Origin of the sequence: Enterobacter sp. CGMCC 5087 (assembly GCF_003144775.1) — a bacterium.
Classification (GTDB): domain Bacteria; phylum Pseudomonadota; class Gammaproteobacteria; order Enterobacterales; family Enterobacteriaceae; genus Enterobacter; species Enterobacter cloacae_M.
Genome location: NZ_QFXN01000208.1, coordinates 1 through 26,381 on the forward strand (window position 1 = coordinate 1; position 26,381 = coordinate 26,381).

The following is a 26,381-nucleotide window of genomic DNA, read 5'->3' on the forward strand; positions in this document are numbered from 1 at the left end:
CCTGAAACGTGGCAAATTCTACGCGTTTTGGACAGAATTTGCAAATAATGCTGGGATTTGGTACCGAAGACGGGACGTAAAATCGGCGTTTAGTATATTGATAGTTGACCCCACCTGTCAACCCAACTTCCGCCAGATCAATTAGACCAAAATTTTTACAAAAAACGCACGACTCTCTTCCGGTCTTCGCCAAAAGATGATTAAATGAATACTCACTTATTTTGCATAAAAATGCACAAGAGAGCGAAAGCGGTCTCTAATCAGTCAATCAAGCAGGGTTTTATTCTATGACGACGATTCTCAAGCATCTTCCGGTAGGACAACGTATTGGCATCGCTTTCTCAGGCGGCCTGGATACCAGCGCTGCACTGCTGTGGATGCGCCAGAAGGGAGCGGTTCCGTATGCTTATACTGCGAACCTGGGTCAGCCGGATGAGGACGACTACGATGCAATTCCTCGTCGCGCTAAAGAGTATGGTGCAGAGAACGCGCGCCTGATTGACTGCCGTAAGCAACTGGTCGCTGAAGGTATCGCAGCTATTCAGTGTGGTGCATTCCATAACACCACCGGCGGTCTGACCTATTTCAACACCACTCCGCTGGGCCGCGCGGTTACCGGCACCATGCTGGTTGCGGCGATGAAAGAAGACGGCGTCAACATCTGGGGTGACGGTAGCACCTATAAAGGTAACGATATTGAACGTTTCTATCGTTATGGCCTGCTGACCAACGCCGAACTGCAGATCTACAAGCCGTGGCTGGATACCGACTTCATCGACGAGCTGGGTGGCCGTCATGAGATGTCCGAGTTTATGATCGCCTGCGGTTTCGACTATAAGATGTCTGTCGAGAAAGCTTACTCCACTGACTCCAACATGCTGGGTGCGACGCACGAAGCGAAAGACCTGGAATTCCTGAACTCAAGCGTGAAGATCGTTAACCCGATCATGGGCGTGAAGTTCTGGGACGAAAACGTCAAAATCCAGGCTGAAGAAGTGACCGTGCGTTTCGAACGCGGCCATCCGGTTGCGCTGAACGGTAAAACCTTCTCTGACGATGTTGAGATGATGCTGGAAGCTAACCGTATTGGCGGTCGTCACGGTCTGGGCATGAGCGATCAGATTGAAAACCGTATCATCGAAGCGAAAAGCCGTGGCATCTATGAAGCCCCGGGAATGGCGCTGCTGCACATCGCTTACGAGCGTCTGCTAACCGGCATTCACAACGAAGACACCATTGAGCAGTATCACTCTCATGGCCGTCAGCTGGGTAAACTGCTGTATCAGGGCCGCTGGTTCGATCCACAGGCGCTGATGCTGCGTGATGCGCTGCAGCGTTGGGTGGCAAGCGCGATCACCGGTGAAGTAACGCTGGAACTGCGTCGCGGTAACGACTACTCCATCCTGAATACCGTGTCTGATAACCTGACCTATAAAGCAGAGCGTCTGACCATGGAGAAAGGTGAATCCGTGTTCTCGCCGGACGATCGTATCGGTCAGCTGACTATGCGTAACCTGGACATCACCGATACCCGCGAGAAGCTGTTCAACTATGTTGAGAATGGCCTGCTCTCCGCGAATTCCGGTAACGGTCTGCCGCAGGTTGAAAACCTGGAGCACAGCGATAAGAAGTAATCGCTGATATAACGTGCAAAAGGCGCCCACAGGGCGCTTTTTTGTGGACTTTCGTAGGGCGGGTAAGCGCAGCGTCACCCGCCATTTTGCCCGGTGGCGCTACGCTTTCCGGGCCGACAAAACCACACCTCAGAATATGCAGACGAAAAAAAAGACGTCTTTCGACGTCTTTCTTCTGGAATATTGGTACCGAGGATGGGACTCGAACCCACAAGCCCGTTAGGGCACTACCACCTCAAGGTAGCGTGTCTACCAATTCCACCACCTCGGTACAGAATACTTAGTGCGGGATATCGCTGGTTGGCTTAGCCGGTGCAGCTGGCTGAGTCTGCTCAGTTTTCGCTGGCGCGCTCAGGTTTTCCCACTCGCTTCCTTTGCTGGTCTTGTTGCTGTTGATATTGCCAAGCACCAGACTGATGATGAAGAACAGCGTAGCCAGAATCGCCGTTGTGCGGGTCATGAAGTTCGCAGAACCACTTGAACCGAACAGCGTACCGGAAGCGCCTGCTCCGAAGGAGGCTCCCATATCAGCGCCTTTACCTTGCTGCAGCATGATCAGCGCTACGAGAGCGATGGCTACAATAAGGAAAATAACTAAAAGAGCTTCGTACATAATCAACCTGTTCCTTGCGGATTTGCCGCATACCAATGCTTCGACCAATTAGCAGGATTTTTGTTTCCCACTGAAGCGGGTGTGAATACTAACCAAAGCGAATGACCTTCGCAAGGGCATTTTTGACGCATTGTATCAACTGCGGAAAAAAACAGCAAAAAGCCATTAATTGCTTAAAACAAAGGCGACAAAAGCCGCCTTTTTATACATTTAGCGTGCACAATTATGCAGCTTTCACAGCATCCGCAATACGGTGTGCAAATTCGGTTACCTGCGCTTCGTCTTCACCTTCCACCATCACGCGGATCAGCGGTTCAGTACCGGACTTACGCAGCAGCACGCGTCCACGATTGCCCAGGGCCGCTTCAACGTCAGCCATCACTGCTTTAACGTTCTCATTTTCCAGCGGATCGCCTTTACCGGCAGTGAAGCGTACGTTAACCAGGATCTGTGGGAACATTTTCATACCGCTGCAGAGATCGTGCAGGCTCATATGGTTGCGCGCCATCGCGGCAACCACCTGCAGCGCGGCCACGATACCGTCACCGGTAGTAGTTTTGTCGAGCAGGATAACGTGACCCGAGTTTTCTGCGCCGATGCGCCAGCCCTTCTCCTGCAGTTTTTCCAGCACATAGCGGTCACCCACTTTCGCGCGGACAAACGGAATACCGAGCTGTTTCAGCGCCAGTTCCAGGCCCATGTTACTCATTAGCGTGCCCACCGCACCGCCGCGCAGCTGGCCCTGACGCAGGCCCTCACGGGCAATGATGTAGAGGATCTGATCGCCGTCGACCTTGTTACCTTCGTGGTCGACCATGATCACGCGGTCGCCGTCGCCGTCCAGCGCAATGCCCAGGTCGGCTTTCTCTGCCAGAACGCGCGCCTGCAGGGCACGAACGTCAGTTGCGCCCACCTGCTCGTTAATGTTCAGACCATCCGGTTCGCAGCCAATGGTGATGACTTTCGCCCCCAGTTCGCGGAAGACATTCGGGGCGATGTGATAGGTCGCGCCATTTGCACAGTCCACCACAATTTTGAGGTGAGCCAGGCTCAGCTCATTCGGGAAGGTGCCTTTACAGAATTCGATATAACGGCCCGCCGCATCAACGATACGGTTAGCTTTACCCAGCTCTGCGGAATCAACGCAGGTGATCTCTTTTTCCATTTCGGCTTCAATGGCTTCTTCCACGTCATCCGGGAGCTTGGTGCCGTCAATGGAGAAGAATTTAATGCCGTTGTCGTAGAACGGGTTATGAGAAGCTGAGATAACAATCCCCGCTTCCGCGCGGAAGGTACGCGTCAGATACGCGACTGCAGGCGTTGGCATTGGGCCCGTAAAGGACGCGGACAGTCCAGCCGCCGCCAGACCCGCCTCCAGCGCGGACTCCAGCATATAGCCGGAAATACGGGTGTCTTTACCGATAATGATCTTACGAGAACCATGACGCGCCAGAACTTTACCGGCAGCCCAGCCGAGCTTCAGGACAAAATCAGGGGTGATGGGAGCATCGCCTACGCGCCCACGGATACCGTCGGTACCAAAATATTTACGATTACTCATAGCGTTTGTTTTCCTTCGCTGCCAGTGTGGCTTCCACCACACGCATGGCTTCTACTGTTTCTTTAACGTCATGGACACGAATAATGTGCGCACCCTGCATCGCCGCAATCACCGCGCAGGCCAGGCTGCCGCTCAGGCGTTCGCTCGGCCCCACGTTCAGCAACTGCCCAATCATCGACTTTCTCGACATCCCCACCAGCAGCGGCAGGTCAAAGTGATGGAATTCCGATAATCGCGCAAGCAACGCATAATTGTGGGAGAGATTTTTACCGAAACCGAACCCCGGGTCGAGCAACAATTTCTCTTTTGGGATACCTGCACGTTCGCAGCGCGCAATATGCTCAATAAAGAAGCTATTCACGTCGGCAAAGACATCATCATACTTCGGTGCTTCCTGCATGGTTTTCGGTTGGCCCTGCATGTGCATCAGGCATACCGGTAACCCGGTCTCTGCCGCGGCTTCCAGTGCGCCAGGCTCAGTGAGCGAGCGAATATCATTGATAATGTGAGCGCCCACTCTCGCCACTTCACGAATCACCTCGGGTTTAGAGGTATCAACGGAGATCCACACTTCAAACCGCTGCGCGATAGCTTCAACCACCGGCACCACGCGCGCCAGCTCTTCTTCCACAGACACGTCCGCCGCACCAGGACGCGTCGATTCACCGCCAACGTCAATGATGGTGGCACCCGCATTAATCATTAAATTCGCGTGCTTAACCGCCTCGATAAGCGTGTTATGCGTGCCGCCGTCAGAGAAAGAGTCAGGGGTAACATTCAGGATCCCCATCACATGGGGATGTGAAAGATCGAGATGCGAGTCCTGAGCGAATAATTTCATGGCGAAATCCCTGGTATCTATATCGTTAAACAGAAATGAAAAACCCCGGAGCAAGCTCCAGGGTTTGAGTTACAGAAAAATGCTTCAACAGCAGTAACTTACTTATCGCCCAACTGTTCTGACATGGTGTTGCCCGGGTTTGGCGTACGCGGTTCATCAACCGGACGCGGCGCACGCGGGGTGCCATTGTTGTCAGAATTATTGGAAGCGCCTGGGTCTTCCCAGCCCGCTGGCGGACGCACTTCACGGCGCGCCATCAGGTCGTCAATCTGCGGTGCATCGATAGTCTCATATTTCATGAGCGCATCTTTCATCGAATGCAGGATGTCCATATTGTCGGTCAGGATCTGGCGTGCACGTGCGTAGTTACGTTCTACCAGAGATTTTACTTCCTGATCGATGATACGAGCCGTCTCATCGGACATATGTTTCGCTTTAGCCACAGAACGGCCCAGGAATACTTCACCCTCTTCCTCTGCATACAGCAGCGGGCCGAGTTTGTCGGAGAAGCCCCACTGCGTCACCATGTTACGCGCCAGGTTTGTCGCAACTTTAATGTCGTTGGACGCACCGGTAGAAACATGTTCCACACCGTAGATAATCTCTTCTGCCAGACGACCGCCGTACAGGGTCGAAATCTGGCTTTCCAGCTTCTGGCGGCTGGCGCTGATCGCGTCGCCTTCAGGCAGGAAGAAAGTCACACCCAGCGCACGACCGCGCGGAATAATCGTCACTTTATGCACCGGATCGTGTTCCGGCACGAGGCGACCGATAATCGCGTGACCCGCTTCGTGGTATGCCGTGGACTCTTTCTGCGCTTCTGTCATAACCATGGAGCGACGTTCCGCACCCATCATGATTTTGTCTTTCGCTTTCTCGAACTCCACCATCGATACGACGCGCTTGTTACCGCGAGCGGCAAACAGAGCTGCTTCGTTGACAAGGTTCGCCAAGTCAGCACCGGAGAAGCCCGGGGTACCGCGCGCAATGATTGCCGCGTCGATATCTGGCGCCAGCGGTACGCGACGCATGTGAACTTTCAGAATCTGTTCACGGCCGCGAACGTCCGGCAGACCCACAACAACCTGACGGTCGAAACGGCCTGGACGCAGCAGCGCAGGGTCAAGTACGTCAGGACGGTTAGTCGCCGCGATAACGATGATACCTTCGTTACCTTCGAAGCCGTCCATCTCAACCAGCATCTGGTTCAGTGTCTGTTCACGTTCATCGTGACCACCGCCCAGGCCTGCGCCACGCTGGCGGCCTACGGCGTCGATTTCATCGATGAAGATAATGCACGGTGCTGCCTTCTTGGCCTGCTCGAACATGTCACGCACACGAGATGCACCGACACCCACGAACATTTCGACGAAGTCAGAACCTGAAATAGTAAAGAACGGCACCTTCGCTTCACCTGCGATGGCTTTCGCCAGCAGGGTTTTACCGGTACCCGGAGGGCCAACCATCAGCACGCCTTTCGGGATCTTACCGCCCAGCTTCTGGAAACGGCTCGGTTCACGCAGGTATTCAACCAGTTCACCCACCTCTTCTTTCGCTTCGTCACAACCGGCGACGTCAGCGAAGGTGGTCTTGATCTGGTCTTCCGTCAGCATACGCGCCTTGCTCTTACCGAACGACATGGCACCTTTGCCACCGCCGCCCTGCATCTGACGCATAAAGAAGATCCAGACGCCAATAAGAAGCAGCATCGGGAACCAGGAAATGAAGATAGAAGCCAGCAGGCTTGGTTCTTCTGGCGGCTCACCTACCACCTTGACGTTTTTGGTCAGAAGGTTATCAAGCAGCTTAGGATCGTTCACCGGGATGTAAGTCGTGTAACGGTTACTATCTTTCTTGGTAACGTTGATCTCACGTCCGTTGATACGCGCTTCGCGAACCTGGTCCTGATTGACCTCCTGCAGGAAGGTAGAATAATCCACCTTGCGGCCATTCGACTCGCTGGGCCCAAAGCTCTGGAATACTGACATCAGCACAACGGCAATGACCAGCCAGAGTATTAGGTTTTTCGCCATGTCACTCAAGGGATTAACCTCATATTACAACTGTGTTAAAAACAGCGTCAGGATACTCTATATCCAGTTTCATTCAAACTTTCGCCTGAAATCTACCGGTTATCATTTTCGCCCGGTCGCTACAATATACACTTCTCGGGAACGGGCCCGGGAAGAGTCCGGCTTACGAACTTTAACCTTCGCAAACAGGGAGCGAATTTCCTTAAGATACTCCTCGAAACCTTCGCCCTGAAACACCTTCACAACAAAACTACCACCAGGCGCTAGTACATCACGACACATTTCTAACGCTAGCTCCACCAGATACATGGCGCGGGGGATATCCACCGCCGGTGTTCCGCACATATTTGGTGCCATATCTGACATGACAACCTGGACCTTACTATCACCTACACGATCAAGTAACGCTTTCAGCACTAATTCATCACGAAAGTCGCCCTGAAGGAAGTCGACACCGACGATGGGATCCATTGGTAAAAGATCGCACGCGATGATTCGGCCCGTTCCGCCGATCTGCGTTACCGCATACTGGGACCATCCGCCAGGTGCCGCACCGAGGTCAACAACCGTCATCCCCGGCTTAAAAAGTTTGTCACTTTGCTGTATTTCATCAAGTTTAAACCAGGCACGGGAACGTAACCCCTTTTTCTGTGCCTGTTGAACATATTTATCGCTAAAGTGTTCCTGAAGCCAGCGGCTGGAGCTGGCAGAACGCTTTTTACCTGTCATTTAACATTTCCGTCCTGGTTCATCGTTACCTGCCTGTGACGTAAATTTCTACGCAGCTATTTGGCGATATAAGGGAGATGGCGGTAGAATGAACCGTTTTCAATCCCAACGTAAGCAAAAATATACGATGAATCTGAGTACTAAACAAAAACAGCACCTTAAAGGTCTGGCACATCCGCTCAAGCCTGTAGTGATGCTTGGCAACAATGGTTTGACCGAAGGGGTGCTTGCCGAGATTGAACAAGCGCTGGAACACCACGAGCTGATCAAGGTGAAAATCGCCTCTGAAGACAGAGACACTAAAAACCTGATCGTGGAAGCCATCGTGCGCGAAACCGGCGCCTGTAATGTACAGGTCATCGGTAAAACGCTGGTGCTCTACCGCCCATCTAAAGAGCGTAAAATCTCGCTGCCACGCTAAGGATATCCTGAATCAAACACATTTTCTGTGTGAAACGAGGGATTTCTGTCAGCAGGCGAGCAAAATGCCATGCTCCTTGAGTTGATAAAAGGCCGCTATGCGGCCTTTTTCTTTTCTTTACAATGTATCAACATCTTAGTAGAGAAGCGAATTACAGGTATTCAACCTTAATAATTTCGTATTCCACTTCACCACCAGGGGTGCGGATGGTGACAACATCGTCCTGCTCTTTGCCAATCAGGCCGCGAGCAATCGGGGAGTTCACTGAAATCAGGTTCTGTTTGAAGTCTGCTTCATCATCACCGACGATGCGATAGGTTTGCTCTTCGTCGTTGTCCAGGTTTAGGACGGTAACGGTAGAACCAAAGATCACACGCCCGTTGTTAGGCATTTTGGTGATATCGATAACCTGTGCATTGGAAAGTTTTGCTTCGATATCTTTAATACGCCCTTCACAGAAGCCCTGCTGCTCACGCGCGGCGTGGTATTCAGCATTCTCTTTCAGGTCGCCATGCTCGCGCGCATCCGCGATAGCGGCGATGATTTCAGGACGACGCACGGATTTAAGGAAATCCAGCTCTTCGCGCAGTTTTTCGGCACCACGTAAGGTCATCGGAATAGCTTGCATTTGTTATACCTCTTAAACATTCCTGTTGGGAGCAGTGTTCCCTGCTCCTGCCCCCCTAAGCGGGCAAGAAGCAAAAAGAAAACCGACCCGGGAGCAATGCCCCAGGTCAGCAGCAATTTTTCAATTTGATATGCATTTTACCGCGAAGTTCACTATGGGTCATCGTTTACTTTGCAGTGCCATGCACCGTAGTATGACGGTTTGTTTTCGGGTTGTTAGCGCGAGATTATGCGATTTTCCAGATTTATCATCGGATTGACTACCAGTATAACGTTCACCGCCCAGGCCGCGAATGTTGATGAGTACATTAATCAGCTCCCCGCAGGCGCGAACCTCGCCCTGATGGTGCAGAAGGTTGGCGCACAGGCTCCCGAGATTGACTATCATAGTCAACAGATGGCGCTGCCTGCCAGTACCCAAAAGGTGATCACTGCCCTCGCCGCCCTGCTCCAGCTCGGTCCTGACTTCCGTTTTACGACCACACTCGAGACCAAAGGTAACGTCGAGGGTGGCGCACTGAAAGGCGATCTTATCGCCCGTTTTGGCGGCGATCCGACCTTTAAGCGACAGGATATCCGCAATATGGTTGCGGTACTGAAAAAATCTGGCGTACAGAAAATTGATGGCAATGTGCTGATCGACACATCCATCTTTGCCAGCCACGATAAAGCCCCAGGCTGGCCGTGGAACGACATGACCCAGTGTTTTAGCGCCCCGCCCGCCGCCGCAATCGTTGACCGTAACTGCTTCTCGGTTTCGCTTTACAGCGCGCCAAAGCCAGATGATTTAGCTTTTATCCGCATAGCGTCCTACTATCCGGTCACAATGTTTAGCCAGGTCCGCACGCTGGCGAAAGGCTCCCCGGATGCGCAATATTGTGAGCTGGACGTCGTGCCGGGCGATCTGAACCGCTTCACGCTTACCGGCTGCCTGACGCAGCGCGCCGATCCGCTGCCGCTGGCCTTTGCGATACAGGATGGTGCAAGCTATGCGGGTGCAATTCTGAAAGATGAGCTAAAACAAGCGGGCATTACATACAGCGGCACGCTGCTTCGCCAGACGCAGGTCAACCAGCCCGGCACGGTCATCGCCAGCAAACAATCTCCGCCGCTGCACGATTTACTGCGAATCATGCTGAAAAAGTCTGACAACATGATTGCCGACACCGTGTTCCGCATGATTGGCCACGCGCGTTTCGGCGTGCCGGGCACCTGGCGCGCGGGTTCAGACGCCGTTCGTCAGATCCTACGCCAGCAGGCCGGGATCGAGCTGGGCAATACCATCGCCGTCGATGGCTCCGGATTATCGCGTCATAATTTGATCTCGCCGGCCACGATGATGCAGGTACTTCAGTACATTGCACAGCATGACACTGAGCTAAACTTTATTTCGATGCTGCCGCTGGCCGGGCATGACGGTTCGCTGCAGTATCGCGCCGGGCTTCACGCTGCCGGCGTGGATGGCAAAGTATCCGCTAAGACAGGCTCGCTGCAGGGGGTTTACAACCTTGCAGGCTTCATCACTACCGCCAGCGGACAACGCATGGCATTCGTGCAGTATCTTTCCGGCTATGCCGTCGAACCGGCCGACCAGCGCAATCGTCGTATTCCGCTTGTTCGCTTCGAAAGCAGGCTCTATAAGGACATCTACCAGAATAACTAGCGATGAAACTACTTATAGTTGAAGACGATCTGTTATTGCAGGAAGGGCTGGCGCTGGGGCTGGCCAATGAAGGCTATGCTCTCGACTGCGCTGGCACCGCAGCGGAGGCGGACTCTCTGATCCAGAGCGGGGAATACAGCCTGGTGATCCTCGATTTGGGCTTGCCAGATAAAGACGGCGCCACGCTGCTCAGTCAGTGGCGACGTCGCGGTATCGCCAACCCGGTATTGATCCTGACGGCACGCGATGCCATTGAGGATCGTATCACCGGCCTCGACGCAGGCGCAGATGATTACCTGGTGAAGCCTTTTGCGCTTGCGGAGCTGCAGGCTCGGGTACGAGCGTTGATTCGCCGTTATCTGGGCCATAGTGATAATTTACTGACCGACGGCGATATTACACTGAATTTGCAAACCCAGCAGGTACTGCGCCGGGATCAGGCGGTAGAGGTGACGCCAAAAGAGTTCGCCCTGCTTACGCGTCTGATCATGCGCAGCGGGCAAACGGTGCACAGAGAAACGCTCCAGCAGGATATCTACTCCTGGCAGGACGACCCGGGGTCAAATACCCTTGAAGTTCACATTCATAACCTACGTCGCAAGCTCGGCAAGGACAGAATCAAAACCGTCCGTGGCGTTGGCTATCGCCTTGAGAGCCAGAAATGAACAGCATGCGTCGGCGTTTGATGGTGCTGCTGGCGGTTATTCTCTTATTTTTCCAGCTGATAAGCGTCATCTGGCTGTGGCATGAAAGCCGTGAGCAGATTGGTTTTCTGGTGAATGAAACGCTGTCGGCAAAAACCCGCAATAACCATGTCGAAAAAGAGATCCGCGAGGCGATCGCTTCCCTTCTCGTCCCTTCTCTGGTGATGGTCGGTTTCACGCTGCTGTTTTCATTCTGGGCGGTCACCTGGATAACCCGACCGCTGAATAAACTGCGTGACAGCCTGGCTAACCGTTCGGCGGATAACTTAACTCCGCTTCCTATGTATTCCGACATGGAAGAAATAGGCGCGGTGACAACCTCCCTGAACCAGCTGCTCGCCCGGCTGGACAATACTATTCAGCAGGAGCGTCTCTTCACCGCTGACGCCGCACACGAGCTTCGAACGCCGCTGGCCGGTATCCGGCTTCATCTGGAGCTTATGGCGCAGTCAGGCGCACCACAGGCCGCGACGTTAATTAGCCGTATCGATCAGCTCATGCATACCGTCGAACAGCTGCTGATGCTGGCCCGTGCCGGACAGGCAATGGCCAGCGGACACTACGAAACCGTGAGCTGGACGGAAAATATCATTGAACCTCTCGGCCTGGGCCATGAAGCCAAAGAGCATACGGTGATTTGGCCCGCTAAAAGCGCGCTCACGGTTCAGGGAGATGCCGTGCTCCTGCGTCTGATGCTGCGCAACCTGCTGGAGAATGCCGGGCGCTACAGCCCGGCAGGGACAACGATTACAGTGACATTAACCGGGGTCGACGGGGGAACGCAGATTAGCGTGATCGATCAGGGGCCAGGTATTGATGAAGCGCACCGACAGTCAATTACCGAGCCATTCCGCCGTCTTGACCAGCGCTACGGTGGCAGCGGTCTGGGCCTGAGTATCGTGCAGCGCATCGTGCAGCTCCACCACGGCAGGTTGACGCTTGAGAATGGCTCTGAAGGTGGTTTGATCGCCAGCTGCTGGCTGCCCGCAACGCTGGAATAAAAAAAAGCCCCCATAATGGGGGCTTTGGACAGACATTAGTGCTTGTAGATGAACTCGACGCCTTCTTCGTCGTCTTCATCCCAGTCATCGTCCCAGTCTTCATCATCTTCTTCAGCTTCCAGCTCTTCGAGCTGCTGACGGTGGTAGTCATCCCACATGAATTCGACTTTTTCAGGCTGTTTCGCTTCTTCCGCCTGAACAATTGGGTTCTCAATGATGAAGGTCATCACATCCCAGCACAGATCTTTCACGCCAACCTGGCTTGCCGCAGAGATCAGGTAGTATTTATCTTCCCAACCCATTGCTTCAGCAATCGCTTTAGCTTTCGCTTCCGCTTCGGTTTTGTCCATCAGGTCAATCTTGTTGAAGACCAGCCAGCGTGGTTTATTCGCCAGTTTTTCGCTGTATTTTTCCAGCTCACCGATGATGATGCGGGCGTTTTCAACCGGATCGGAACCGTCGATAGGATCGATATCGATAAGGTGCAGCAGCACGCGGCAACGCTCAAGGTGTTTCAGGAAGCGAATACCCAGACCCGCGCCTTCCGCAGCGCCTTCAATCAGACCCGGAATATCGGCAACCACAAAGCTCTTCTCGTTATCCATACGGACAACGCCCAGGCTTGGTACCAGCGTGGTAAACGGATAGTCCGCCACTTTTGGTTTCGCCGCAGAAACGGCGCGAATGAACGTCGATTTACCGGCGTTTGGCATACCCAGCATGCCCACGTCTGCCAGAAGCATCAGCTCCAGCTGCAGATCGCGCTTATCACCCGGCGTACCCATCGTTTTCTGACGCGGAGTACGGTTAACGGAGGATTTGAAACGGCTGTTACCCAGACCGTGCCAGCCACCTTTCGCCACCATCAGGCGCTGACCGTGTTTGGTCATGTCACCCATGGTTTCACCGGTTCCCTGGTCAATCACACGCGTACCGACCGGAACTTTAATGGTGACATCTTTACCGCGTTTCCCGGTACAGTCACGGCTCTGGCCGTTCTGGCCGCGCTCGGCGCGGAAGGATTTTTCGAAACGGTAGTCGATCAGCGTGTTGAGGTTCTCATCCGCCTCCAGCCACACGTCACCACCATCCCCGCCGTCGCCGCCGTCAGGACCGCCACGTGGGATATACTTTTCACGGCGGAAGCTCACGCAACCATTGCCGCCATCACCAGCCACGACCAGGATCGTCGCTTCATCAACAAACTTCATTTTACTCTCCGTAACTCATTCGCCTGAGCGGGGGACTACTACAACCGCTTCATTTTTGCGCCAACGTCCCCAAAGACGATGACCAATGGCGGAATACATCGCGCCCGCAACCACGACAAACGCACCGAGATAGCCCAACAGGTTGAGCATCGGTCTGACGAAGACATCGGGCCAGGCCATTGATAACAAATCTGAAAATAACAGCGTAAACAGCGGAGTAAGCGTAATTAACGCGCTCACCTGTGCTGCCTGCCAGCGCGCCATCGCTTCGGCCAGCGCGCCATAACCGACCAGCGTGTTCAGCCCACAAAAAATGAGGCACGCCAGTTGCCAGTCGCTAAGCTGGGAAATCACACCCGGCTTTGCTAATGGCAGCAATGCTATTGTACACAAAGTGTACAGTAAAAAGAGGATCTGCTGCGAGGCAAGTCGACGCAATAACACCTTTTGTGCGACGCCATAGCTCACCCAGACCGTTGCTGCCCCCACACCAAAAATTACACCCCATGTGTAATCCGTCAGGCGGGTGAAAATCTCTATCAGACTGGTGTTGAAGAACATCACCAGACCGCACAGCAGCATGCTCGCCCCGATAATCTGCGTACCACGCATCTTTTCCTTGAGAATAAAGACGCTGGCGACCATCATGCCCACCGGTGAAAGCTGGCCTATCACCTGCGACGCCGTGGGGCTGAGATATTGCAGGGAAGAGCTGAACAGGATGAAGTTACCGAACAGACCGCCCGTCGCGATAGCCAGCAATACCAGCCAGCGCGGTTTGCGGAAAAGCCGCAAGGGTGGAAGCTTACCTTTGATAGCCAGAATGGCCCCGAGGCCGATGCTTGCCATCAGAAAGCGATAAAAGACCACCGTAGGCGGCTCCATCACTTCCAGAACCTGCTTCATTGCAATTGGCAGCGCACCCCAGCACATTGCGGTAGTGAGCGCCAAAAGAATACCAATGCCGGCCTGCTGCTTCATGCCCGTTTTCCCTACAGAAAAAATTACCGGGTTTCCAATGTAAAAAGCCCCGCAACAGGTTGCGGGGCTTTAATCCGTTACCGGACCGAGAAAACCTTACTCAGCAACGATGCTGATGTATTTACGGTTGTTCGGGCCTTTAACTTCAAATTTCACTTTACCGTCTGCTTTAGCAAACAGAGTGTGGTCACGACCGCAACCTACGTTGTTGCCAGCGTGGAATTTGGTACCACGTTGACGAACGATGATGCTACCCGCCAGAACGGATTCGCCACCGAAACGCTTAACGCCAAGGCGTTTAGCTTCTGAATCGCGACCGTTACGTGTGGAGCCGCCAGCCTTTTTATGTGCCATTTAAATCTCTCCTCAGGTCTTAGGCGCTGATGCCAGTAATTTTCACATCAGTGAACCACTGACGGTGGCCCTGCTGCTTACGGTAGTGCTTACGACGACGAAACTTAACGATTTTAACTTTCTCGCCACGACCGTGTGCAACAACTTCAGCTTTGATAACGCCGCCATCAACGAAAGGAACGCCGATTTTGACTTCTTCACCGTTTGCGATCATCAGAACTTCTGCGAACTCAACAGATTCGCCAGTTGCGATGTCCAGCTTTTCCAGGCGAACGGTCTGACCTTCGCTTACTCGGTGTTGTTTACCACCACTTTGGAAAACCGCGTACATATAAACTCCGCTTCCGCGCACGTCCTCGTATGAATCAGAGTGCGCTATAAATATTCACAATAGGGCGCGAATATTACGCAAAACGCGAGCCTTTGACAAGTGCTACCGTCAATACATGAAGAAAAAAAACACAACACGTACGGTAACGTTTATCTGTGCCGTTTTTTCAGTACAATCAGCACTACTATTGATAAACCGAAACCCTTCGTTACCCCATTGAAGATGGGATCAACAGGATAAAAAGCCCGGCTTTTGCGATGAATTTAGAAAAAATCAACGAGTTAACCGCGCAAGATATGGCGGGTGTGAATGCAGCAATCCTGGAGCAACTCAACTCTGACGTTCAGCTGATCAATCAGTTGGGCTATTACATCGTCAGCGGCGGCGGTAAACGCATTCGTCCGATGATTGCCATTCTGGCTGCCAGAGCCGTTGGCTATCAGGGAAATGCTCACATCACTATCGCAGCGCTCATCGAATTTATTCACACGGCGACGCTTCTGCATGACGATGTTGTGGATGAATCGGATATGCGCCGTGGCAAAGCCACGGCAAACGCCGCTTTCGGAAACGCAGCCAGCGTCCTGGTGGGGGATTTTATCTATACCCGTGCCTTCCAGATGATGACCAGCCTGGGCTCACTGAAAGTGCTGGAAGTGATGTCCGAAGCCGTAAACGTCATTGCTGAAGGCGAAGTGCTGCAGCTGATGAACGTCAACGACCCTGACATTACCGAAGAAAACTACATGCGCGTCATCTACAGCAAAACTGCGCGCCTCTTTGAAGCGGCTGCCCAGTGTTCCGGCATTCTGGCTGACTGTACCGAAGCACAGGAAAAAGGCCTGCAGGACTATGGCCGCTATCTGGGTACGGCATTCCAGCTGATTGATGATTTGCTGGACTACAGTGCGGACGGCGAGACGCTCGGCAAAAACGTGGGCGATGACCTGAACGAAGGCAAACCAACTCTGCCGCTGCTTCATGCTATGCGCAATGGAACAGCCGACCAGGCGAAAATGATCCGTGAAGCGATTGAGCAGGGAAATGGCCGCCATCTTCTGGAACCTGTACTGGAAACCATGGCTATCTGCGGATCGCTGGAATGGACGCGTCAGCGTGCGGAAGAAGAAGCCGACAAAGCCATCGAAGCGCTTCAGGTCATTCCAGACAGCCCATGGCGCGATGCACTGATTGGTCTTGCTCACATTGCCGTTCAGCGCGACCGTTAATCCCCTTGTTTCTCCCCGCAGCGATAGCGGGGAGATTCCAGTACACACCTGTAAATTCCGTGTTCATGTAAATTCATCGGTTTAGAGACCGCATGAATAAAGCCGTGTCTTATTCTGAATATCCCTTCAAGTAACGCGAACTTTTTAGAACAAGAAGTTGAAATGGGTATAGTAACCGCGTCGTTTCAGAAGAAACGGCGTAGGTGAATCCGAACTTAAGGACGGCGTTATGGATACGAAATTTATCGACTGGCACACGGCTGATATTATTGCCGCACTGCGCAAAAGAGGCACTTCACTGGCAGCAGAGTCCCGCCGCCATGGACTGAGTTCTTCAACTCTGGCAAACGCCCTCACCCGCCCCTGGCCCAAGGGAGAATTAATTATCGCGACGGCGCTGGATACGCATCCGTGGGTAATTTGGCCTTCGCGCTACCACGATCCCATTACCCATGAATTTATCGACAGATCGCGCATGATTCGCCAGAGAAAGGTAAAAAGAGAACCGCAGGAATAACGCGTTTTTGACAGGAACAGCAACCCCCCGGTCATTGCTGGCAGGGGGCTGCCGGAACGATTACTCGCCCTTCACACGCTCGATGTTGGCACCCAGCGCGCGCAGTTTATCTTCGATACGCTCATAACCACGATCGATGTGATAGATACGGTCCACGATGGTTGTACCTTCCGCGATACAACCCGCCAGCACCAGGCTTGCAGACGCACGCAGATCGGTTGCCATCACCTGAGCACCTGACAGTTTCTCAACACCGTGGCAGATCACGGTATTACTTTCGATCTCAGCATGCGCGCCCATACGGATCAGCTCCGGTACGTGCATAAAGCGGTTCTCGAAAATGGTTTCTGTGATGAAGCCAGTGCCTTCGGCAACCAGGTTCAACAGGGTGAACTGTGCCTGCATGTCCGTAGGGAACGCCGGATGCGGCGCCGTACGCACGTTGACCGCTTTTGGACGCTGCCCGTGCATATCAAGACTGATCCAGTCTTCGCCGATTTCGATATCCGCACCCGCATCGCGCAGTTTCGCCAGCACCGCATCCAGGGTATCTGGCTGCGCGTTGCGACAAACAATCTTCCCGCCAGAAATCGCCGCAGCGACCAGGAAGGTACCAGTTTCGATACGGTCCGGCAGAACGCGATAGACACCGCCGCCCAGACGCTCAACGCCTTCGATGGTGATACGGTCGGTACCCTGACCGGAAATCTTCGCCCCCAGCGCCACGAGGAAGTTGGCGGTATCCACGATCTCAGGTTCGCGCGCGGCGTTTTCGATGATGGTAGTACCTTCTGCCAGCGTCGCCGCAGACATAATGGTGACAGTTGCGCCCACGCTCACTTTGTCCATGACGATGTGCGCGCCTTTCAGACGACCATTAACGGACGCTTTAACGTAACCTTCTTCCAGCTTGATCTCGGCGCCCAGTTTTTCCAGACCAAAGATGTGCAGGTCAACCGGACGCGCACCGATAGCGCAGCCGCCCGGCAGAGAGACCTGACCCTGACCAAAACGCGCTACCAGCGGGCCAAGCGCCCAGATGGATGCACGCATGGTTTTCACCAGATCGTAAGGGGCTGAAAAGTTGTTCACCTTGCTGGCGTCGATCCAGACGGAACCGTTACGCTCAACTTTCGTGCCCAGCTGGGTGAGCAGCTTCATGGTGGTGTCGATATCTTTCAGCTTCGGTACGTTCTGAATTTCTACCGGCTCTTCAGCCAGCAGCGCAGCAAAGAGGATTGGCAGCGCGGCGTTTTTAGCGCCAGAAATTGTGACTTCGCCCTGGAGACGCGTTGGCCCCTGTACACGAAATTTATCCATTGTGTGCTCTCTTATAAATTCAACCGTGCTGCGGGCCTGTCGCCCTCAGCTCAAAAACCGTTTAGTTTGCGATCGCGTGCCCACTCTTGCGGGGTGAACGCTTTAATCGACAGGGCGTGGATGCGGTTATCCGCAATATATTCCATCAGCGGCGCGTACACAGCCTGCTGTTTCTTCACGCGGCTCATACCGTCGAACATCTCACCCACAGCAATAACCTGGAAGTGACTGCCATCGCCAGTGACGTGGGCTTCCTGAAGGGAGAGTGCATTCATCAGCACTGTCTGGATTTCATGATTTTCCATGGGCTCTTAATCATCTGATAGTGAAAACAAGCCCAACATCTTAGAGCAAAGTGGCGTTGTCTTAAACAAGCAAAAAGCCCCGACGATGAAACAGTCAGGGCTTTCGGAAGTAACGCACTGAAAATATTAACGAGGCAGTACGTCCTGAGGGAGATTGTAGAGCTGCGCAAGGGTCACGACATTATCGCTCGCGCCGTGAAGCGTGACGCTTGTCCCCTGCTTTTTCCCCACGGAAATCAGATGGGCAAGCAGCGCAACACCTGCCGTATCTACCCGCGTGACGTCTGTCAAATCGATAAGCGTCACGCCCTGCATCGCTTCGTGGCGGTTGTCCCACAGTGGGTTCAGCAGATCCTGATCCAGTTCACCGGACAGCTTTAATGTTTCGCCTTCACGCGACCAGCTGAGTTGCTGTGACATTACTTCTTCTCGTCCAGGGTAATTTTCTGGCGAGAGATAGACTGCAGCTGAGCGGTCAGACCATCAATGCCTTTGGTGCGCAGCAGGTCGCTCCACTCGTTCTGTTTGGTGGTGATCATGCTTACCCCTTCGGCAATCATGTCATACGCCTGCCAGTGACCGGTCTGGCTGTTTTTACGCCACTGGAAATCCAGACGAACCGGCGGACGACCGTTAGGATCGATGATCGTCACACGGATAGGGACGATGGTCGCATCGCCCAGCGGCTGCTCAGGCGCAATCTGATAGGTCTGACCGTGGTACATCGCCAGCGCCTGGCCATAAGCCTGTTTCAGGTATTCACGAAACGCGGCAAAGTACGCATCACGCTGCGCAGGGGTCGCGTCTTTGTAATAACGTCCCAGCACCAGCGCCCCCGCATATTTAATCTGCACGTACGGCAGCAGTTCCTGGTCAACGACGTCGCGCAGATAATCAGGATTAGCACGAATTTTAGGCTGTTCGTTTTTAAGACGGTCGAAGGTCTTCTTCGCCGCTTCGTCCATCAGTTTGTACGGGTTACTCTGATCCGCAGCGTGGGCGGCGGTTAGAGGGGCGATGACCAGCATGGCAACCATTAACAGTCGTTTAAACATGAATGACTTCTCCTGATATTAATTCGCAGCACCTGGGGTCGGCGCGGCATTGGTATGGTCTTCACTCTGCGCAGGGACATTGTCAGACTTTTTCTCATCCCCTTTACTGTTGTAAAGGAACTGACCAATCATATCCTCCAGAACCATCGCGGATTTCGTATCCTGAATGACGCTACCGTCTTTAAGGATAGTCGTTCCCAGCTCGGGATCTTCAAAGCCGACGTTAAGCGCCAGATATTGTTCGCCCAGCAGACCGGAAGTACGAATAGAAAGGGAGCTGGTGTCCGGGATATGGTTGTAACGCTCTTCGATATCCATCGCGACGCGTGGCAGGTAGGTTTTCTCATCCAGCGTAATGTCAGATACGCGTCCGATCACCACGCCGCCGATGCGAACCGGTGAACGCGCCTTCAGCCCGCCGATGTTATCGAAGGTGGCATAGATGCGATACGTCGGCTCGGTGCGCACAGACGTGATATCCGCCGCTCTCAGGCAGATAAACAGCGCGGCCAGCAGCGCCAGCAACAGGAATACACCGACCCAAATTTCATTTTTTCTCGTTTGCATGAACTCAATTCCCAAACATCAGTGCGGTGAGCACAAAATCCAGACCCAGTACGGCCAGCGACGAATGTACGACTGTACGTGTAGTTGCGCGGCTAATGCCCGCCGACGTCGGGATGGCATCGTATCCATTGAACAATGCAATCCAGGTGACCGTAATGGCAAATACCACGCTTTTAATCAGGCAGTTAACCAGATCCATCCGCAGGTCGATGGCGTCCTGCATCGCGGACCAGAAGAAACCGGCATCAATGCCTTTCCAGTGCACGCCAACCAGCGAACCGCCCCAGATACCCACGGCGACAAACAGAATAGTCAGTAACGGTAAAGAGATCACCCCAGCCCAGAAACGCGGCGAGATCACGCGACGCAGCGGATCGACCGCCATCATCTCCATGCTGGAGAGCTGCTCGGTCGCACGCATCAGGCCAATTTCAGCCGTTAATGCCGACCCCGCGCGCCCGGCGAACAGCAGCGCCGCCACAACCGGCCCCAGCTCGCGCAGCAGCGAGAGCGCCACCAGCATCCCAAGGCTGGTTTCTGCACTGTAGGTTGTCAGAACCAGATAGCCCTGCAGCCCAAGCACCATACCGATAAACAGACCGGAGACAATGATGATGAGCATCGACAGCACGCCGACATTATAAAGCTGCCGCACCAGCAGCGGTGCGTGCTTGCGGAATTCCGGCTTGCCGACCAGCGCGTTGAATAACATCAATCCGGCACGCCCGAACGTCCTGATGGTTTTTATGCCACGGTGTCCGAGAGCGGCCAACGCATTTAACAGCATGAGTGGCTTAACTCCCTATTCCCAGTAAATCGTCACGATAGTCGCCCGCCGGGTAGCGGAACGGCACGGGGCCATCGGCAATACCGTCGAGGAACTGCCGCACGCGTGGATCGCAATTTTCCTGCAGCGCCTGAGCGCTGCCGTGTGCGACGATCTTTTTGTCCGCCACGATATAGGCGTAATCGGCAATGCTCAATACTTCAGGTACGTCGTGAGATACCACAATGCAGGTGACGCCAAGCGCGCTGTTCAGTTCAGAGATGAGCTTAACAAGCACGCCCATCGTGATGGGATCCTGTCCAACAAACGGTTCGTCGAACATGATTAAATCAGGTTCTAATGCAATGGCGCGTGCCAGCGCGGCGCGGCGCGCCATCCCGCCGGACAGCTCCGAAGGCATCAGCTTCGCGGCGCCCCGCAAACCGACGGCTTCGAGCTTCATCATCACCGTGCTTTTCAGCAGTTCAGGCGGCAGGCTGGTATGCTCGCGCAGCGGATAGGCCACGTTATCAAAGACATTCATGTCGGTGAACAAGGCTCCCGACTGAAAGAGCATGCTCATGCGTTTGCGGACAGTATACAGACGCGAGCGTGACATCTCCGGGATGTTTTCGCCATCGAAGAGGATTTCACCGCGATCGGGTGGGATTTGCCCACCAATGAGGCGCAGCAGGGTCGTTTTACCGATCCCGGACGGCCCCATGATGGCAGTGATCTTGCCACGCGGTACGGTCAATGAAATATCATCAAATATCAATCTGTTGGCGCGAGAAAAACTCACGCCGCGAACATCGACTAAATTCGCCATCGTTTGGCTCATTTATGGTTCCTTTATTACCCTGCTCACGTTAAGGCATGCCGCCTGAATCAGCCCTCAACTCCGCATTTTTACAGAATAATAGCCGTTGAGGTTAGCGAAAGCTGGCATTTGTTTTACTTTTCCGGCGCATAAAGTCAAAATTAGGAATTCGTTACGCCTCAGACTGTATGCAGTCCAGCCATTCCCGTGCGATGGACCGACGAGTATACCTGAAGAAAGGACTTTTGATGCTTTTAGCAACAGCACTGTTAATAATTGGTTTACTTTTGGTGGTCTACAGTGCTGACCGTTTAGTGTTTGCTGCATCTATCCTGTGTCGCCTGACGGGCGTACCGCCTGTCGTCATCGGGATGACCGTTGTCAGTGTGGGAACGTCACTTCCTGAAATCATCGTCTCTGTCTCGGCATCGCTGCATGGTCAGTTAGACCTGGCAGTAGGTACCGCGATTGGCTCCAACATCGTTAATATACTCTTGATTTTAGGCCTGGCCGCACTGCTCCATCCATTTCGCGTGCATTCTGATGTTCTGCGCCGCGAATTGCCGCTAATGTTAATCGTAAGCCTGCTGGCAGGCTGCGTATTTTACGATGGGGTGCTGAGCTACAGTGACGGCATTTTCCTGCTGGCGCTGGCCGTTATTTGGCTGCTGTATAGTGTTAAAATCGCCCGTCTGGCTGAGAAGCAGGGTCAGGATAGCCTCACGCGGGAGCAGGTCGCCGAACTGCCGCGAGAAGGCACGCTGCCTGTTGCCCTGCTCTGGCTTGGCGTTGCGCTGATCATCATGCCGATGGCAACGCGCATGGTCGTGGATAACGCGACGGTGCTGGCGAACTATTTCGCCATCAGTGAACTTACCATTGGTCTGACGGTGATTGCCATCGGTACCAGCCTGCCGGAGCTGGCCACGGCCATTGCGGGGGCTCGTAAAGGTGAGGATGACATTGCCATAGGTAATATCATCGGTTCCAACATATTTAATATCGCCATTGTGATGGGCCTGCCGGCCCTGATTACGCCAGGGCCCTTTAATCCCCTGGCGTTATCACGCGACTACGGTGTGATGTTATTGGTCAGCGTGATATTTGCCCTGCTCTGCTGGCGGCGGCAACGACAGATCGGCAAAGGCGCAGGCGCGCTGCTGACGGGTGGATTTATCGTATGGATGGCGATGCTGTACTGGCTCTCGCCTCTTCTCTCTGGGTAAACGGAAACGCATTATGTCGCAAATAGAATTGCAGCCGGGTTTTGACTTTCAGAAAGCAGGCAAAGAGGTTCTGGAGATTGAACGTGAAGGTCTGGCGCAGTTAGATCAGTACATTAATCAGGATTTTAGTCTGGCATGTGAGAAGATGTTCTACTGTGCCGGCAAAGTCGTGGTGATGGGGATGGGTAAGTCCGGCCACATTGGACGCAAAATGGCGGCAACGTTTGCCAGCACCGGAACCTCTTCCTTCTTTGTACATCCGGGGGAAGCCGCGCACGGTGACCTGGGTATGGTCACGCCGCAGGATATCGTCATCGCGCTGTCTAACTCCGGGGAGTCCAATGAAATTCTGGCGCTGATCCCGGTACTGAAGCGACTGCAGGTGCCGCTTATTTGCATGACCAGCCGTCCGGAAAGCAGCATGGCGCGGGCGGCGGATATTCACCTGTGCGTGAAAGTGCCCAAGGAGGCCTGTCCGCTCGGCCTGGCGCCGACGTCCAGCACCACGGCCGCGCTGGTCATGGGTGATGCGCTTGCCGTCGCGCTGCTCGAAGCCCGCGGTTTTACGCCGGAGGATTTCGCGCTTTCCCACCCCGGCGGCGCGCTGGGGCGCAAGCTTCTGCTTCGGGTAAACGATATTATGCACACCGGGGATGAGATCCCTCACGTCAGTAAAGAAGCCTCCCTGCGTGATGCGCTGCTGGAAATCACCCGTAAGAATCTGGGTATGACGGTCGTGTGCGACGATCTGATGAAAATTCAGGGGATCTTCACCGATGGCGACCTGCGTCGCGTGTTCGACATGGGTGTAGATGTCCGCACGCTCGGCATTGCCGACGTGATGACGCCGGGCGGTATCCGCGTCCGTCCGGGTACGCTGGCGGTGGATGTGCTGAACCTGATGCAGTCCCGTCACATTACCTCAGTGATGGTTGCCGATGGCGACCAGTTGCTGGGTGTGGTACATATGCATGATCTGCTGCGCGCAGGCGTAGTGTAATGAAGGATAAGACAATGAGTAATGCGGGTGCATCCCTTGCAACCTGTTATGGACCGGTCAGCACCCAGATGATGGCGAAGGCGGAAAACATTCGTCTGCTCATCCTGGACGTGGATGGCGTACTTTCCGATGGCCTGATTTACATGGGCAATAATGGTGAAGAGCTGAAAGCGTTTAACGTTCGCGACGGCTACGGTATCCGCTGTGCGCTCACCTCGGGTATTGAGGTGGCTATCATCACCGGGCGAAAAGCTAAACTGGTAGAAGACCGCTGTGAAACCTTAGGAATTACCCATCTGTATCAGGGTCAATCCGATAAGATGGCAGCCTTTAAGGATTTACTGGGTAAACTGGCTGTCGCACCGGAAAACGTGGCCTACGTCGGGGACGATCTGATTGACTGGCCCGTGATGGCTGAAGTCGGGCTGAGCATCGCCGTTGCCGATGCGCATCCGCTGCTGATCCCGCGCGCTGATTATGTCACCCACATCAACGGGGGCCGTGGTGCCGTACGTGAAGTCTGCGATCTGCTTTTGCTGGCGCAGGGCAAGCTTGATGAGGCCAAAGGGCAATCGATATGAGTAAAACCAGACGCTGGATTATCATTTTGCTTTCGCTTGTCGCACTGGTATTGATTGGCGTGAACCTTGCCGATCGCGACGATACGCAAACGGAAGTGGTCAACAATAACGATCCAACCTATAAAAGCGATCACAGCGACACCGTGGTCTACAGCCCGGAAGGCGCGCTGAACTATCGCCTGATTGCCCAGCATGTTGAATATTTTTCAGATGACGGTATTTCGTGGTTTACCCAGCCTGTCATGACCACATTTGATAAGGACAAAGTGCCGACGTGGTCAATTAAGTCAGATCGGGCAAAACTGACAAATGACCGTATGCTTTATCTGTATGGTCACGTTGAAGTCAACGCCCTGACCGCTGACTCGCAACTGAGAAAAATTACGACGGATAATGCCCAGATTAACCTGGTAACCCAGGACGTGACCTCGCAGGATCTGGTCACACTGTATGGCACAACATTTAATTCCAGCGGTTTGAGAATGCGCGGGAACTTACGCAGCAAGAACGCCGAGCTGATTGAAAAGGTTAGAACCTCCTATGAAATTCAAAACAAACAAACTCAGCCTTAAAGTAATTATCGCCAGCGCGATGCTGGCGACCAGTCTCCCCGCGCTTGCTGTAACGGGCGATACCGACCAACCGATCCATATCGAGTCTGATACCCAGTCTCTCGATATGCAGGGCAACGTCGTCACCTTCACGGGTAACGTCGTCATGACTCAGGGCACCATCAAAATTAACGCCGACAAAGTGGTCGTGACCCGTCCGGGTGGCGAGCAGGGCAAAGAGATCATTGATGGTTACGGCAACCCGGCAACCTTCTACCAGATGCAGGACAACGGCAAGCCGGTGAAAGGCCACGCCTCGCATATGCACTACGAGCTGGCGAAGGATCTGGTCATCCTGACCGGAAACGCGTATCTGGAACAGCTGGACAGCAACATTACCGGCGACCAGATCACCTATCTGGTGAAAGAGCAAAAAATGCAGGCTTCCAGCGAGAAAGGCAAACGCGTCACGACCGTACTGGTTCCGTCGCAGCTGCAGGACAAAGGCAAAGGCCAGGCCCCGGCACAGAAGAAGAGTAACTAATTCGTTATGGCAACATTAACTGCAAAAAATCTCGCGAAGGCCTACAAGGGCCGCCGTGTCGTAGAAGATGTCAGTCTGACCGTCAACTCCGGCGAAATCGTGGGGCTGCTTGGCCCTAACGGTGCGGGTAAAACCACCACTTTCTACATGGTCGTTGGCATTGTGCCGCGCGATGCCGGCAACATTATCATTGACGATGAAGACATCAGCCTTCTGCCGCTGCACGCGCGCGCGCGTCGCGGGATCGGCTACCTGCCGCAGGAAGCTTCCATTTTCCGTCGTCTCAGCGTTTACGATAACCTGATGGCGGTCCTGCAAATTCGTAACGATCTGACCAGCGAACAGCGTCAGGATCGTGCCAACGAGCTGATGGAAGAGTTCCACATTGAGCATCTGCGTGACAGCCTCGGTCAGGCACTCTCCGGGGGTGAACGCCGTCGCGTTGAGATTGCGCGCGCGCTGGCCGCAAACCCGAAATTTATCCTTCTGGATGAACCCTTTGCCGGCGTTGACCCGATCTCGGTTATCGACATTAAACGCATCATTGAACACCTGCGTGACAGCGGGCTTGGCGTACTGATCACCGACCACAACGTCCGTGAAACGCTGGCCGTGTGTGAACGCGCGTATATTGTGAGCCAGGGCAATCTGATCGCCCACGGTACGCCGCAACAGATCCTCGAAGACGATCATGTTAAGCGCGTCTATCTTGGGGAAGACTTCAGACTCTGATAGGGTAGAGGTAACGTAACGCCGAACCGGAGAAAAATGCTCTGAACATGAAGCAAGGTTTGCAATTAAGGCTCAGCCAACAACTGGCGATGACGCCGCAGCTACAGCAGGCAATTCGCCTGTTGCAGCTGTCCACGTTAGAACTTCAGCAGGAGCTCCAGCAGGCGCTGGACAGCAACCCCCTGCTGGAACAAACCGATCTTCATGACGAGGTAGATACTCAGCAGTCACAGGATACAGAAGCGCTCGACACCGCGGATGCACTCGAACAAAAAGAGATGCCCGACGAGCTACCGCTGGATGCCAGCTGGGATGAAATCTACACCGCCGGAACCCCTTCCGGTACGCGTGCAGACTACCAGGATGATGAGCTACCGGTCTATCAGGGAGAAACCACCCAGTCGCTGCAGGATTACCTGATGTGGCAGGTGGAACTTACCCCCTTCTCCGATACCGACCGCGCG

30 protein-coding genes, 1 tRNA gene and 1 pseudogene are annotated in these 26,381 nt (G+C 53.9%); 14 read left to right on the top strand and 18 right to left on the bottom strand.

Annotation, left to right across the window (positions count from 1 at the left end; all coding sequences use genetic code 11):
* The first annotated feature begins 287 nt into the window (after nucleotides 1–287).
* Nucleotides 288–1,634, top strand: coding sequence for an argininosuccinate synthase (argG, locus tag DEO48_RS17345; RefSeq protein ID WP_109845834.1), 1,347 nt, complete (start codon nucleotides 288–290; stop codon nucleotides 1,632–1,634).
* 184 nt (nucleotides 1,635–1,818) lie between these two features.
* On the opposite strand, the gene DEO48_RS17350 is transcribed toward argG, so the two are convergent.
* The 6 genes from DEO48_RS17350 to rlmE form a co-directional block, all read right to left on the bottom strand.
* A tRNA-Leu gene (locus tag DEO48_RS17350) sits at nucleotides 1,819–1,905 on the bottom strand.
* Between the two features lie 9 nt (nucleotides 1,906–1,914).
* The gene (gene secG / locus DEO48_RS17355; RefSeq protein ID WP_023333590.1) at nucleotides 1,915–2,247 is read right to left on the bottom strand and encodes a preprotein translocase subunit SecG; all 333 of its coding nucleotides are present in this window, start codon (nucleotides 2,245–2,247) and stop codon (nucleotides 1,915–1,917) included.
* Between the two features lie 223 nt (nucleotides 2,248–2,470).
* Complete coding sequence (gene glmM, locus DEO48_RS17360) at nucleotides 2,471–3,808, bottom strand: phosphoglucosamine mutase (protein ID WP_023309339.1); 1,338 nt, start codon at nucleotides 3,806–3,808, stop codon at nucleotides 2,471–2,473.
* Nucleotides 3,801–4,649, bottom strand: coding sequence for a dihydropteroate synthase (gene folP / locus DEO48_RS17365; protein WP_109845835.1), 849 nt, complete (start codon nucleotides 4,647–4,649; stop codon nucleotides 3,801–3,803). Before folP ends, glmM begins: the two co-directional genes overlap by 8 nt.
* A gap of 98 nt (nucleotides 4,650–4,747) precedes the next feature.
* Complete coding sequence (gene ftsH / locus DEO48_RS17370) at nucleotides 4,748–6,682, bottom strand: ATP-dependent zinc metalloprotease FtsH (protein ID WP_029739626.1); 1,935 nt, start codon at nucleotides 6,680–6,682, stop codon at nucleotides 4,748–4,750.
* Nucleotides 6,683–6,784: 102 nt separating this feature from the next.
* The gene (gene rlmE / locus DEO48_RS17375; protein WP_003861812.1) at nucleotides 6,785–7,411 is read right to left on the bottom strand and encodes a 23S rRNA (uridine(2552)-2'-O)-methyltransferase RlmE; all 627 of its coding nucleotides are present in this window, start codon (nucleotides 7,409–7,411) and stop codon (nucleotides 6,785–6,787) included.
* A 127-nt stretch (nucleotides 7,412–7,538) separates the two neighbouring features.
* On the opposite strand from rlmE, the gene yhbY reads away from it, so the two are divergent.
* Nucleotides 7,539–7,832 carry a ribosome assembly RNA-binding protein YhbY gene (yhbY, locus tag DEO48_RS17380; RefSeq protein WP_003861814.1) on the top strand — a complete coding sequence of 98 codons (294 nt, stop codon included), beginning with the start codon at nucleotides 7,539–7,541 and terminating at the stop codon, nucleotides 7,830–7,832.
* A 151-nt stretch (nucleotides 7,833–7,983) separates the two neighbouring features.
* Here yhbY and greA read toward each other — a convergent pair whose 3' ends face one another.
* A complete protein-coding gene (greA, locus tag DEO48_RS17385; RefSeq protein WP_014171793.1) occupies nucleotides 7,984–8,460 on the bottom strand; it encodes a transcription elongation factor GreA in 477 nt (158 codons plus the stop codon).
* A gap of 228 nt (nucleotides 8,461–8,688) precedes the next feature.
* Here greA and dacB point away from each other — a divergent pair, with 228 nt between their 5' ends.
* From dacB to pmrB, 3 genes are read left to right on the top strand one after another with little or no spacing between them, the layout of a single operon-like run.
* Entirely contained in the window at nucleotides 8,689–10,122 is a 1,434-nt protein-coding gene (gene dacB, locus DEO48_RS17390; RefSeq protein WP_045355406.1) for a serine-type D-Ala-D-Ala carboxypeptidase, read from the top strand.
* Between the two features lie 2 nt (nucleotides 10,123–10,124).
* A complete protein-coding gene (pmrA, locus tag DEO48_RS17395) occupies nucleotides 10,125–10,787 on the top strand; it encodes a two-component system response regulator PmrA (RefSeq protein WP_023309343.1) in 663 nt (220 codons plus the stop codon).
* Entirely contained in the window at nucleotides 10,784–11,827 is a 1,044-nt protein-coding gene (gene pmrB / locus DEO48_RS17400) for a two-component system sensor histidine kinase PmrB (RefSeq protein WP_109845836.1), read from the top strand. Before pmrA ends, pmrB begins: the two co-directional genes overlap by 4 nt.
* A gap of 35 nt (nucleotides 11,828–11,862) precedes the next feature.
* Here pmrB and cgtA read toward each other — a convergent pair whose 3' ends face one another.
* From cgtA to rplU, 4 genes are all read right to left on the bottom strand, one after another.
* Nucleotides 11,863–13,038, bottom strand: a complete 1,176-nt coding sequence (gene cgtA, locus DEO48_RS17405) for an Obg family GTPase CgtA (protein ID WP_109845837.1) — start codon at nucleotides 13,036–13,038, stop codon at nucleotides 11,863–11,865.
* Nucleotides 13,039–13,053: 15 nt separating this feature from the next.
* Entirely contained in the window at nucleotides 13,054–14,019 is a 966-nt protein-coding gene (locus DEO48_RS17410; protein ID WP_023309346.1) for a DMT family transporter, read from the bottom strand.
* A 96-nt stretch (nucleotides 14,020–14,115) separates the two neighbouring features.
* Nucleotides 14,116–14,373, bottom strand: a complete 258-nt coding sequence (rpmA, locus tag DEO48_RS17415) for a 50S ribosomal protein L27 (RefSeq protein ID WP_004385076.1) — start codon at nucleotides 14,371–14,373, stop codon at nucleotides 14,116–14,118.
* A 19-nt stretch (nucleotides 14,374–14,392) separates the two neighbouring features.
* Complete coding sequence (gene rplU / locus DEO48_RS17420) at nucleotides 14,393–14,704, bottom strand: 50S ribosomal protein L21 (RefSeq protein ID WP_003025032.1); 312 nt, start codon at nucleotides 14,702–14,704, stop codon at nucleotides 14,393–14,395.
* A gap of 257 nt (nucleotides 14,705–14,961) precedes the next feature.
* On the opposite strand from rplU, the gene ispB reads away from it, so the two are divergent.
* Nucleotides 14,962–15,933: an octaprenyl diphosphate synthase gene (gene ispB / locus DEO48_RS17425; protein WP_045355402.1), complete on the top strand. Its 972-nt coding sequence runs from the start codon at nucleotides 14,962–14,964 to the stop codon at nucleotides 15,931–15,933.
* A 229-nt stretch (nucleotides 15,934–16,162) separates the two neighbouring features.
* Nucleotides 16,163–16,450 (top strand): DNA-binding transcriptional regulator SfsB, encoded by a 288-nt coding sequence (gene sfsB, locus DEO48_RS17430; protein ID WP_023309348.1) that lies wholly within the window; start codon nucleotides 16,163–16,165, stop codon nucleotides 16,448–16,450.
* A gap of 60 nt (nucleotides 16,451–16,510) precedes the next feature.
* Here the strand turns inward: sfsB and murA are convergent, their stop codons facing one another.
* From murA to mlaF, 7 genes are all read right to left on the bottom strand, one after another.
* A complete protein-coding gene (gene murA / locus DEO48_RS17435) occupies nucleotides 16,511–17,770 on the bottom strand; it encodes a UDP-N-acetylglucosamine 1-carboxyvinyltransferase (protein WP_023309349.1) in 1,260 nt (419 codons plus the stop codon).
* Nucleotides 17,771–17,820: 50 nt separating this feature from the next.
* On the bottom strand, nucleotides 17,821–18,075 hold the full coding sequence (ibaG, locus tag DEO48_RS17440) for a BolA family iron metabolism protein IbaG (protein ID WP_008501458.1): 255 nt from the start codon (nucleotides 18,073–18,075) through the stop codon (nucleotides 17,821–17,823).
* Between the two features lie 126 nt (nucleotides 18,076–18,201).
* The gene (mlaB, locus tag DEO48_RS17445; RefSeq protein ID WP_109845838.1) at nucleotides 18,202–18,495 is read right to left on the bottom strand and encodes a lipid asymmetry maintenance protein MlaB; all 294 of its coding nucleotides are present in this window, start codon (nucleotides 18,493–18,495) and stop codon (nucleotides 18,202–18,204) included.
* Entirely contained in the window at nucleotides 18,495–19,130 is a 636-nt protein-coding gene (mlaC, locus tag DEO48_RS17450) for a phospholipid-binding protein MlaC (protein WP_033146748.1), read from the bottom strand. Before mlaC ends, mlaB begins: the two co-directional genes overlap by 1 nt.
* Before the next feature lie 18 nt (nucleotides 19,131–19,148).
* Nucleotides 19,149–19,697, bottom strand: coding sequence for an outer membrane lipid asymmetry maintenance protein MlaD (mlaD, locus tag DEO48_RS17455; protein WP_109845839.1), 549 nt, complete (start codon nucleotides 19,695–19,697; stop codon nucleotides 19,149–19,151).
* 4 nt (nucleotides 19,698–19,701) lie between these two features.
* Nucleotides 19,702–20,484: a lipid asymmetry maintenance ABC transporter permease subunit MlaE gene (gene mlaE, locus DEO48_RS17460; RefSeq protein WP_010436044.1), complete on the bottom strand. Its 783-nt coding sequence runs from the start codon at nucleotides 20,482–20,484 to the stop codon at nucleotides 19,702–19,704.
* Nucleotides 20,485–20,491: 7 nt separating this feature from the next.
* Complete coding sequence (mlaF, locus tag DEO48_RS17465; protein ID WP_023309353.1) at nucleotides 20,492–21,304, bottom strand: phospholipid ABC transporter ATP-binding protein MlaF; 813 nt, start codon at nucleotides 21,302–21,304, stop codon at nucleotides 20,492–20,494.
* Between the two features lie 227 nt (nucleotides 21,305–21,531).
* Between mlaF and DEO48_RS17475 the strand changes: the two genes are divergently transcribed.
* From DEO48_RS17475 to DEO48_RS17505, 7 genes and pseudogenes are all read left to right on the top strand, one after another.
* Nucleotides 21,532–22,509: a calcium/sodium antiporter gene (locus DEO48_RS17475; RefSeq protein WP_094934467.1), complete on the top strand. Its 978-nt coding sequence runs from the start codon at nucleotides 21,532–21,534 to the stop codon at nucleotides 22,507–22,509.
* Between the two features lie 13 nt (nucleotides 22,510–22,522).
* Nucleotides 22,523–23,509 carry an arabinose-5-phosphate isomerase KdsD gene (gene kdsD, locus DEO48_RS17480; protein ID WP_023333606.1) on the top strand — a complete coding sequence of 329 codons (987 nt, stop codon included), beginning with the start codon at nucleotides 22,523–22,525 and terminating at the stop codon, nucleotides 23,507–23,509.
* Nucleotides 23,510–23,523: 14 nt separating this feature from the next.
* Nucleotides 23,524–24,090: a 3-deoxy-manno-octulosonate-8-phosphatase KdsC gene (gene kdsC / locus DEO48_RS17485; RefSeq protein WP_109845840.1), complete on the top strand. Its 567-nt coding sequence runs from the start codon at nucleotides 23,524–23,526 to the stop codon at nucleotides 24,088–24,090.
* Entirely contained in the window at nucleotides 24,087–24,662 is a 576-nt protein-coding gene (gene lptC / locus DEO48_RS17490; protein WP_023309357.1) for an LPS export ABC transporter periplasmic protein LptC, read from the top strand. The genes kdsC and lptC overlap by 4 nt, the downstream gene beginning before the upstream one ends.
* Nucleotides 24,631–25,185, top strand: coding sequence for a lipopolysaccharide ABC transporter substrate-binding protein LptA (gene lptA, locus DEO48_RS17495; RefSeq protein WP_023309358.1), 555 nt, complete (start codon nucleotides 24,631–24,633; stop codon nucleotides 25,183–25,185). Before lptC ends, lptA begins: the two co-directional genes overlap by 32 nt.
* A gap of 6 nt (nucleotides 25,186–25,191) precedes the next feature.
* A complete protein-coding gene (lptB, locus tag DEO48_RS17500) occupies nucleotides 25,192–25,917 on the top strand; it encodes an LPS export ABC transporter ATP-binding protein (RefSeq protein WP_023309359.1) in 726 nt (241 codons plus the stop codon).
* A 47-nt stretch (nucleotides 25,918–25,964) separates the two neighbouring features.
* Nucleotides 25,965–26,381 (top strand): annotated as a pseudogene (locus DEO48_RS17505) (RNA polymerase factor sigma-54); the annotation flags it as partial.

Excerpts from the sequence above, each read along its gene's own strand:
- ibaG (WP_008501458.1), bottom strand. The coding sequence starts at position 18,075 with ATGGAAAATCATGAAATCCAGACAGTGCTGATGAATGCACTCTCCCTT.
- ftsH (WP_029739626.1), bottom strand. The coding sequence starts at position 6,682 with ATGGCGAAAAACCTAATACTCTGGCTGGTCATTGCCGTTGTGCTGATG.
- mlaC (WP_033146748.1), bottom strand. The coding sequence starts at position 19,130 with ATGTTTAAACGACTGTTAATGGTTGCCATGCTGGTCATCGCCCCTCTA.
- greA (WP_014171793.1), bottom strand. The coding sequence starts at position 8,460 with ATGCAAGCTATTCCGATGACCTTACGTGGTGCCGAAAAACTGCGCGAA.
- lptB (WP_023309359.1), top strand. The coding sequence starts at position 25,192 with ATGGCAACATTAACTGCAAAAAATCTCGCGAAGGCCTACAAGGGCCGC.
- dacB (WP_045355406.1), top strand. The coding sequence starts at position 8,689 with ATGCGATTTTCCAGATTTATCATCGGATTGACTACCAGTATAACGTTC.
- yhbY (WP_003861814.1), top strand. The coding sequence starts at position 7,539 with ATGAATCTGAGTACTAAACAAAAACAGCACCTTAAAGGTCTGGCACAT.
- rplU (WP_003025032.1), bottom strand. The coding sequence starts at position 14,704 with ATGTACGCGGTTTTCCAAAGTGGTGGTAAACAACACCGAGTAAGCGAA.
- secG (WP_023333590.1), bottom strand. The coding sequence starts at position 2,247 with ATGTACGAAGCTCTTTTAGTTATTTTCCTTATTGTAGCCATCGCTCTC.
- DEO48_RS17475 (WP_094934467.1), top strand. The coding sequence starts at position 21,532 with ATGCTTTTAGCAACAGCACTGTTAATAATTGGTTTACTTTTGGTGGTC.
- DEO48_RS17410 (WP_023309346.1), bottom strand. The coding sequence starts at position 14,019 with ATGAAGCAGCAGGCCGGCATTGGTATTCTTTTGGCGCTCACTACCGCA.
- rpmA (WP_004385076.1), bottom strand. The coding sequence starts at position 14,373 with ATGGCACATAAAAAGGCTGGCGGCTCCACACGTAACGGTCGCGATTCA.
- murA (WP_023309349.1), bottom strand. The coding sequence starts at position 17,770 with ATGGATAAATTTCGTGTACAGGGGCCAACGCGTCTCCAGGGCGAAGTC.
- cgtA (WP_109845837.1), bottom strand. The coding sequence starts at position 13,038 with ATGAAGTTTGTTGATGAAGCGACGATCCTGGTCGTGGCTGGTGATGGC.
- sfsB (WP_023309348.1), top strand. The coding sequence starts at position 16,163 with ATGGATACGAAATTTATCGACTGGCACACGGCTGATATTATTGCCGCA.
- mlaF (WP_023309353.1), bottom strand. The coding sequence starts at position 21,304 with ATGAGCCAAACGATGGCGAATTTAGTCGATGTTCGCGGCGTGAGTTTT.
- mlaE (WP_010436044.1), bottom strand. The coding sequence starts at position 20,484 with ATGCTGTTAAATGCGTTGGCCGCTCTCGGACACCGTGGCATAAAAACC.
- rlmE (WP_003861812.1), bottom strand. The coding sequence starts at position 7,411 with ATGACAGGTAAAAAGCGTTCTGCCAGCTCCAGCCGCTGGCTTCAGGAA.
- argG (WP_109845834.1), top strand. The coding sequence starts at position 288 with ATGACGACGATTCTCAAGCATCTTCCGGTAGGACAACGTATTGGCATC.
- lptC (WP_023309357.1), top strand. The coding sequence starts at position 24,087 with ATGAGTAAAACCAGACGCTGGATTATCATTTTGCTTTCGCTTGTCGCA.
- lptA (WP_023309358.1), top strand. The coding sequence starts at position 24,631 with ATGAAATTCAAAACAAACAAACTCAGCCTTAAAGTAATTATCGCCAGC.
- glmM (WP_023309339.1), bottom strand. The coding sequence starts at position 3,808 with ATGAGTAATCGTAAATATTTTGGTACCGACGGTATCCGTGGGCGCGTA.
- pmrA (WP_023309343.1), top strand. The coding sequence starts at position 10,125 with ATGAAACTACTTATAGTTGAAGACGATCTGTTATTGCAGGAAGGGCTG.
- pmrB (WP_109845836.1), top strand. The coding sequence starts at position 10,784 with ATGAACAGCATGCGTCGGCGTTTGATGGTGCTGCTGGCGGTTATTCTC.
- mlaB (WP_109845838.1), bottom strand. The coding sequence starts at position 18,495 with ATGTCACAGCAACTCAGCTGGTCGCGTGAAGGCGAAACATTAAAGCTG.
- kdsC (WP_109845840.1), top strand. The coding sequence starts at position 23,524 with ATGAGTAATGCGGGTGCATCCCTTGCAACCTGTTATGGACCGGTCAGC.
- mlaD (WP_109845839.1), bottom strand. The coding sequence starts at position 19,697 with ATGCAAACGAGAAAAAATGAAATTTGGGTCGGTGTATTCCTGTTGCTG.
- kdsD (WP_023333606.1), top strand. The coding sequence starts at position 22,523 with ATGTCGCAAATAGAATTGCAGCCGGGTTTTGACTTTCAGAAAGCAGGC.
- folP (WP_109845835.1), bottom strand. The coding sequence starts at position 4,649 with ATGAAATTATTCGCTCAGGACTCGCATCTCGATCTTTCACATCCCCAT.
- ispB (WP_045355402.1), top strand. The coding sequence starts at position 14,962 with ATGAATTTAGAAAAAATCAACGAGTTAACCGCGCAAGATATGGCGGGT.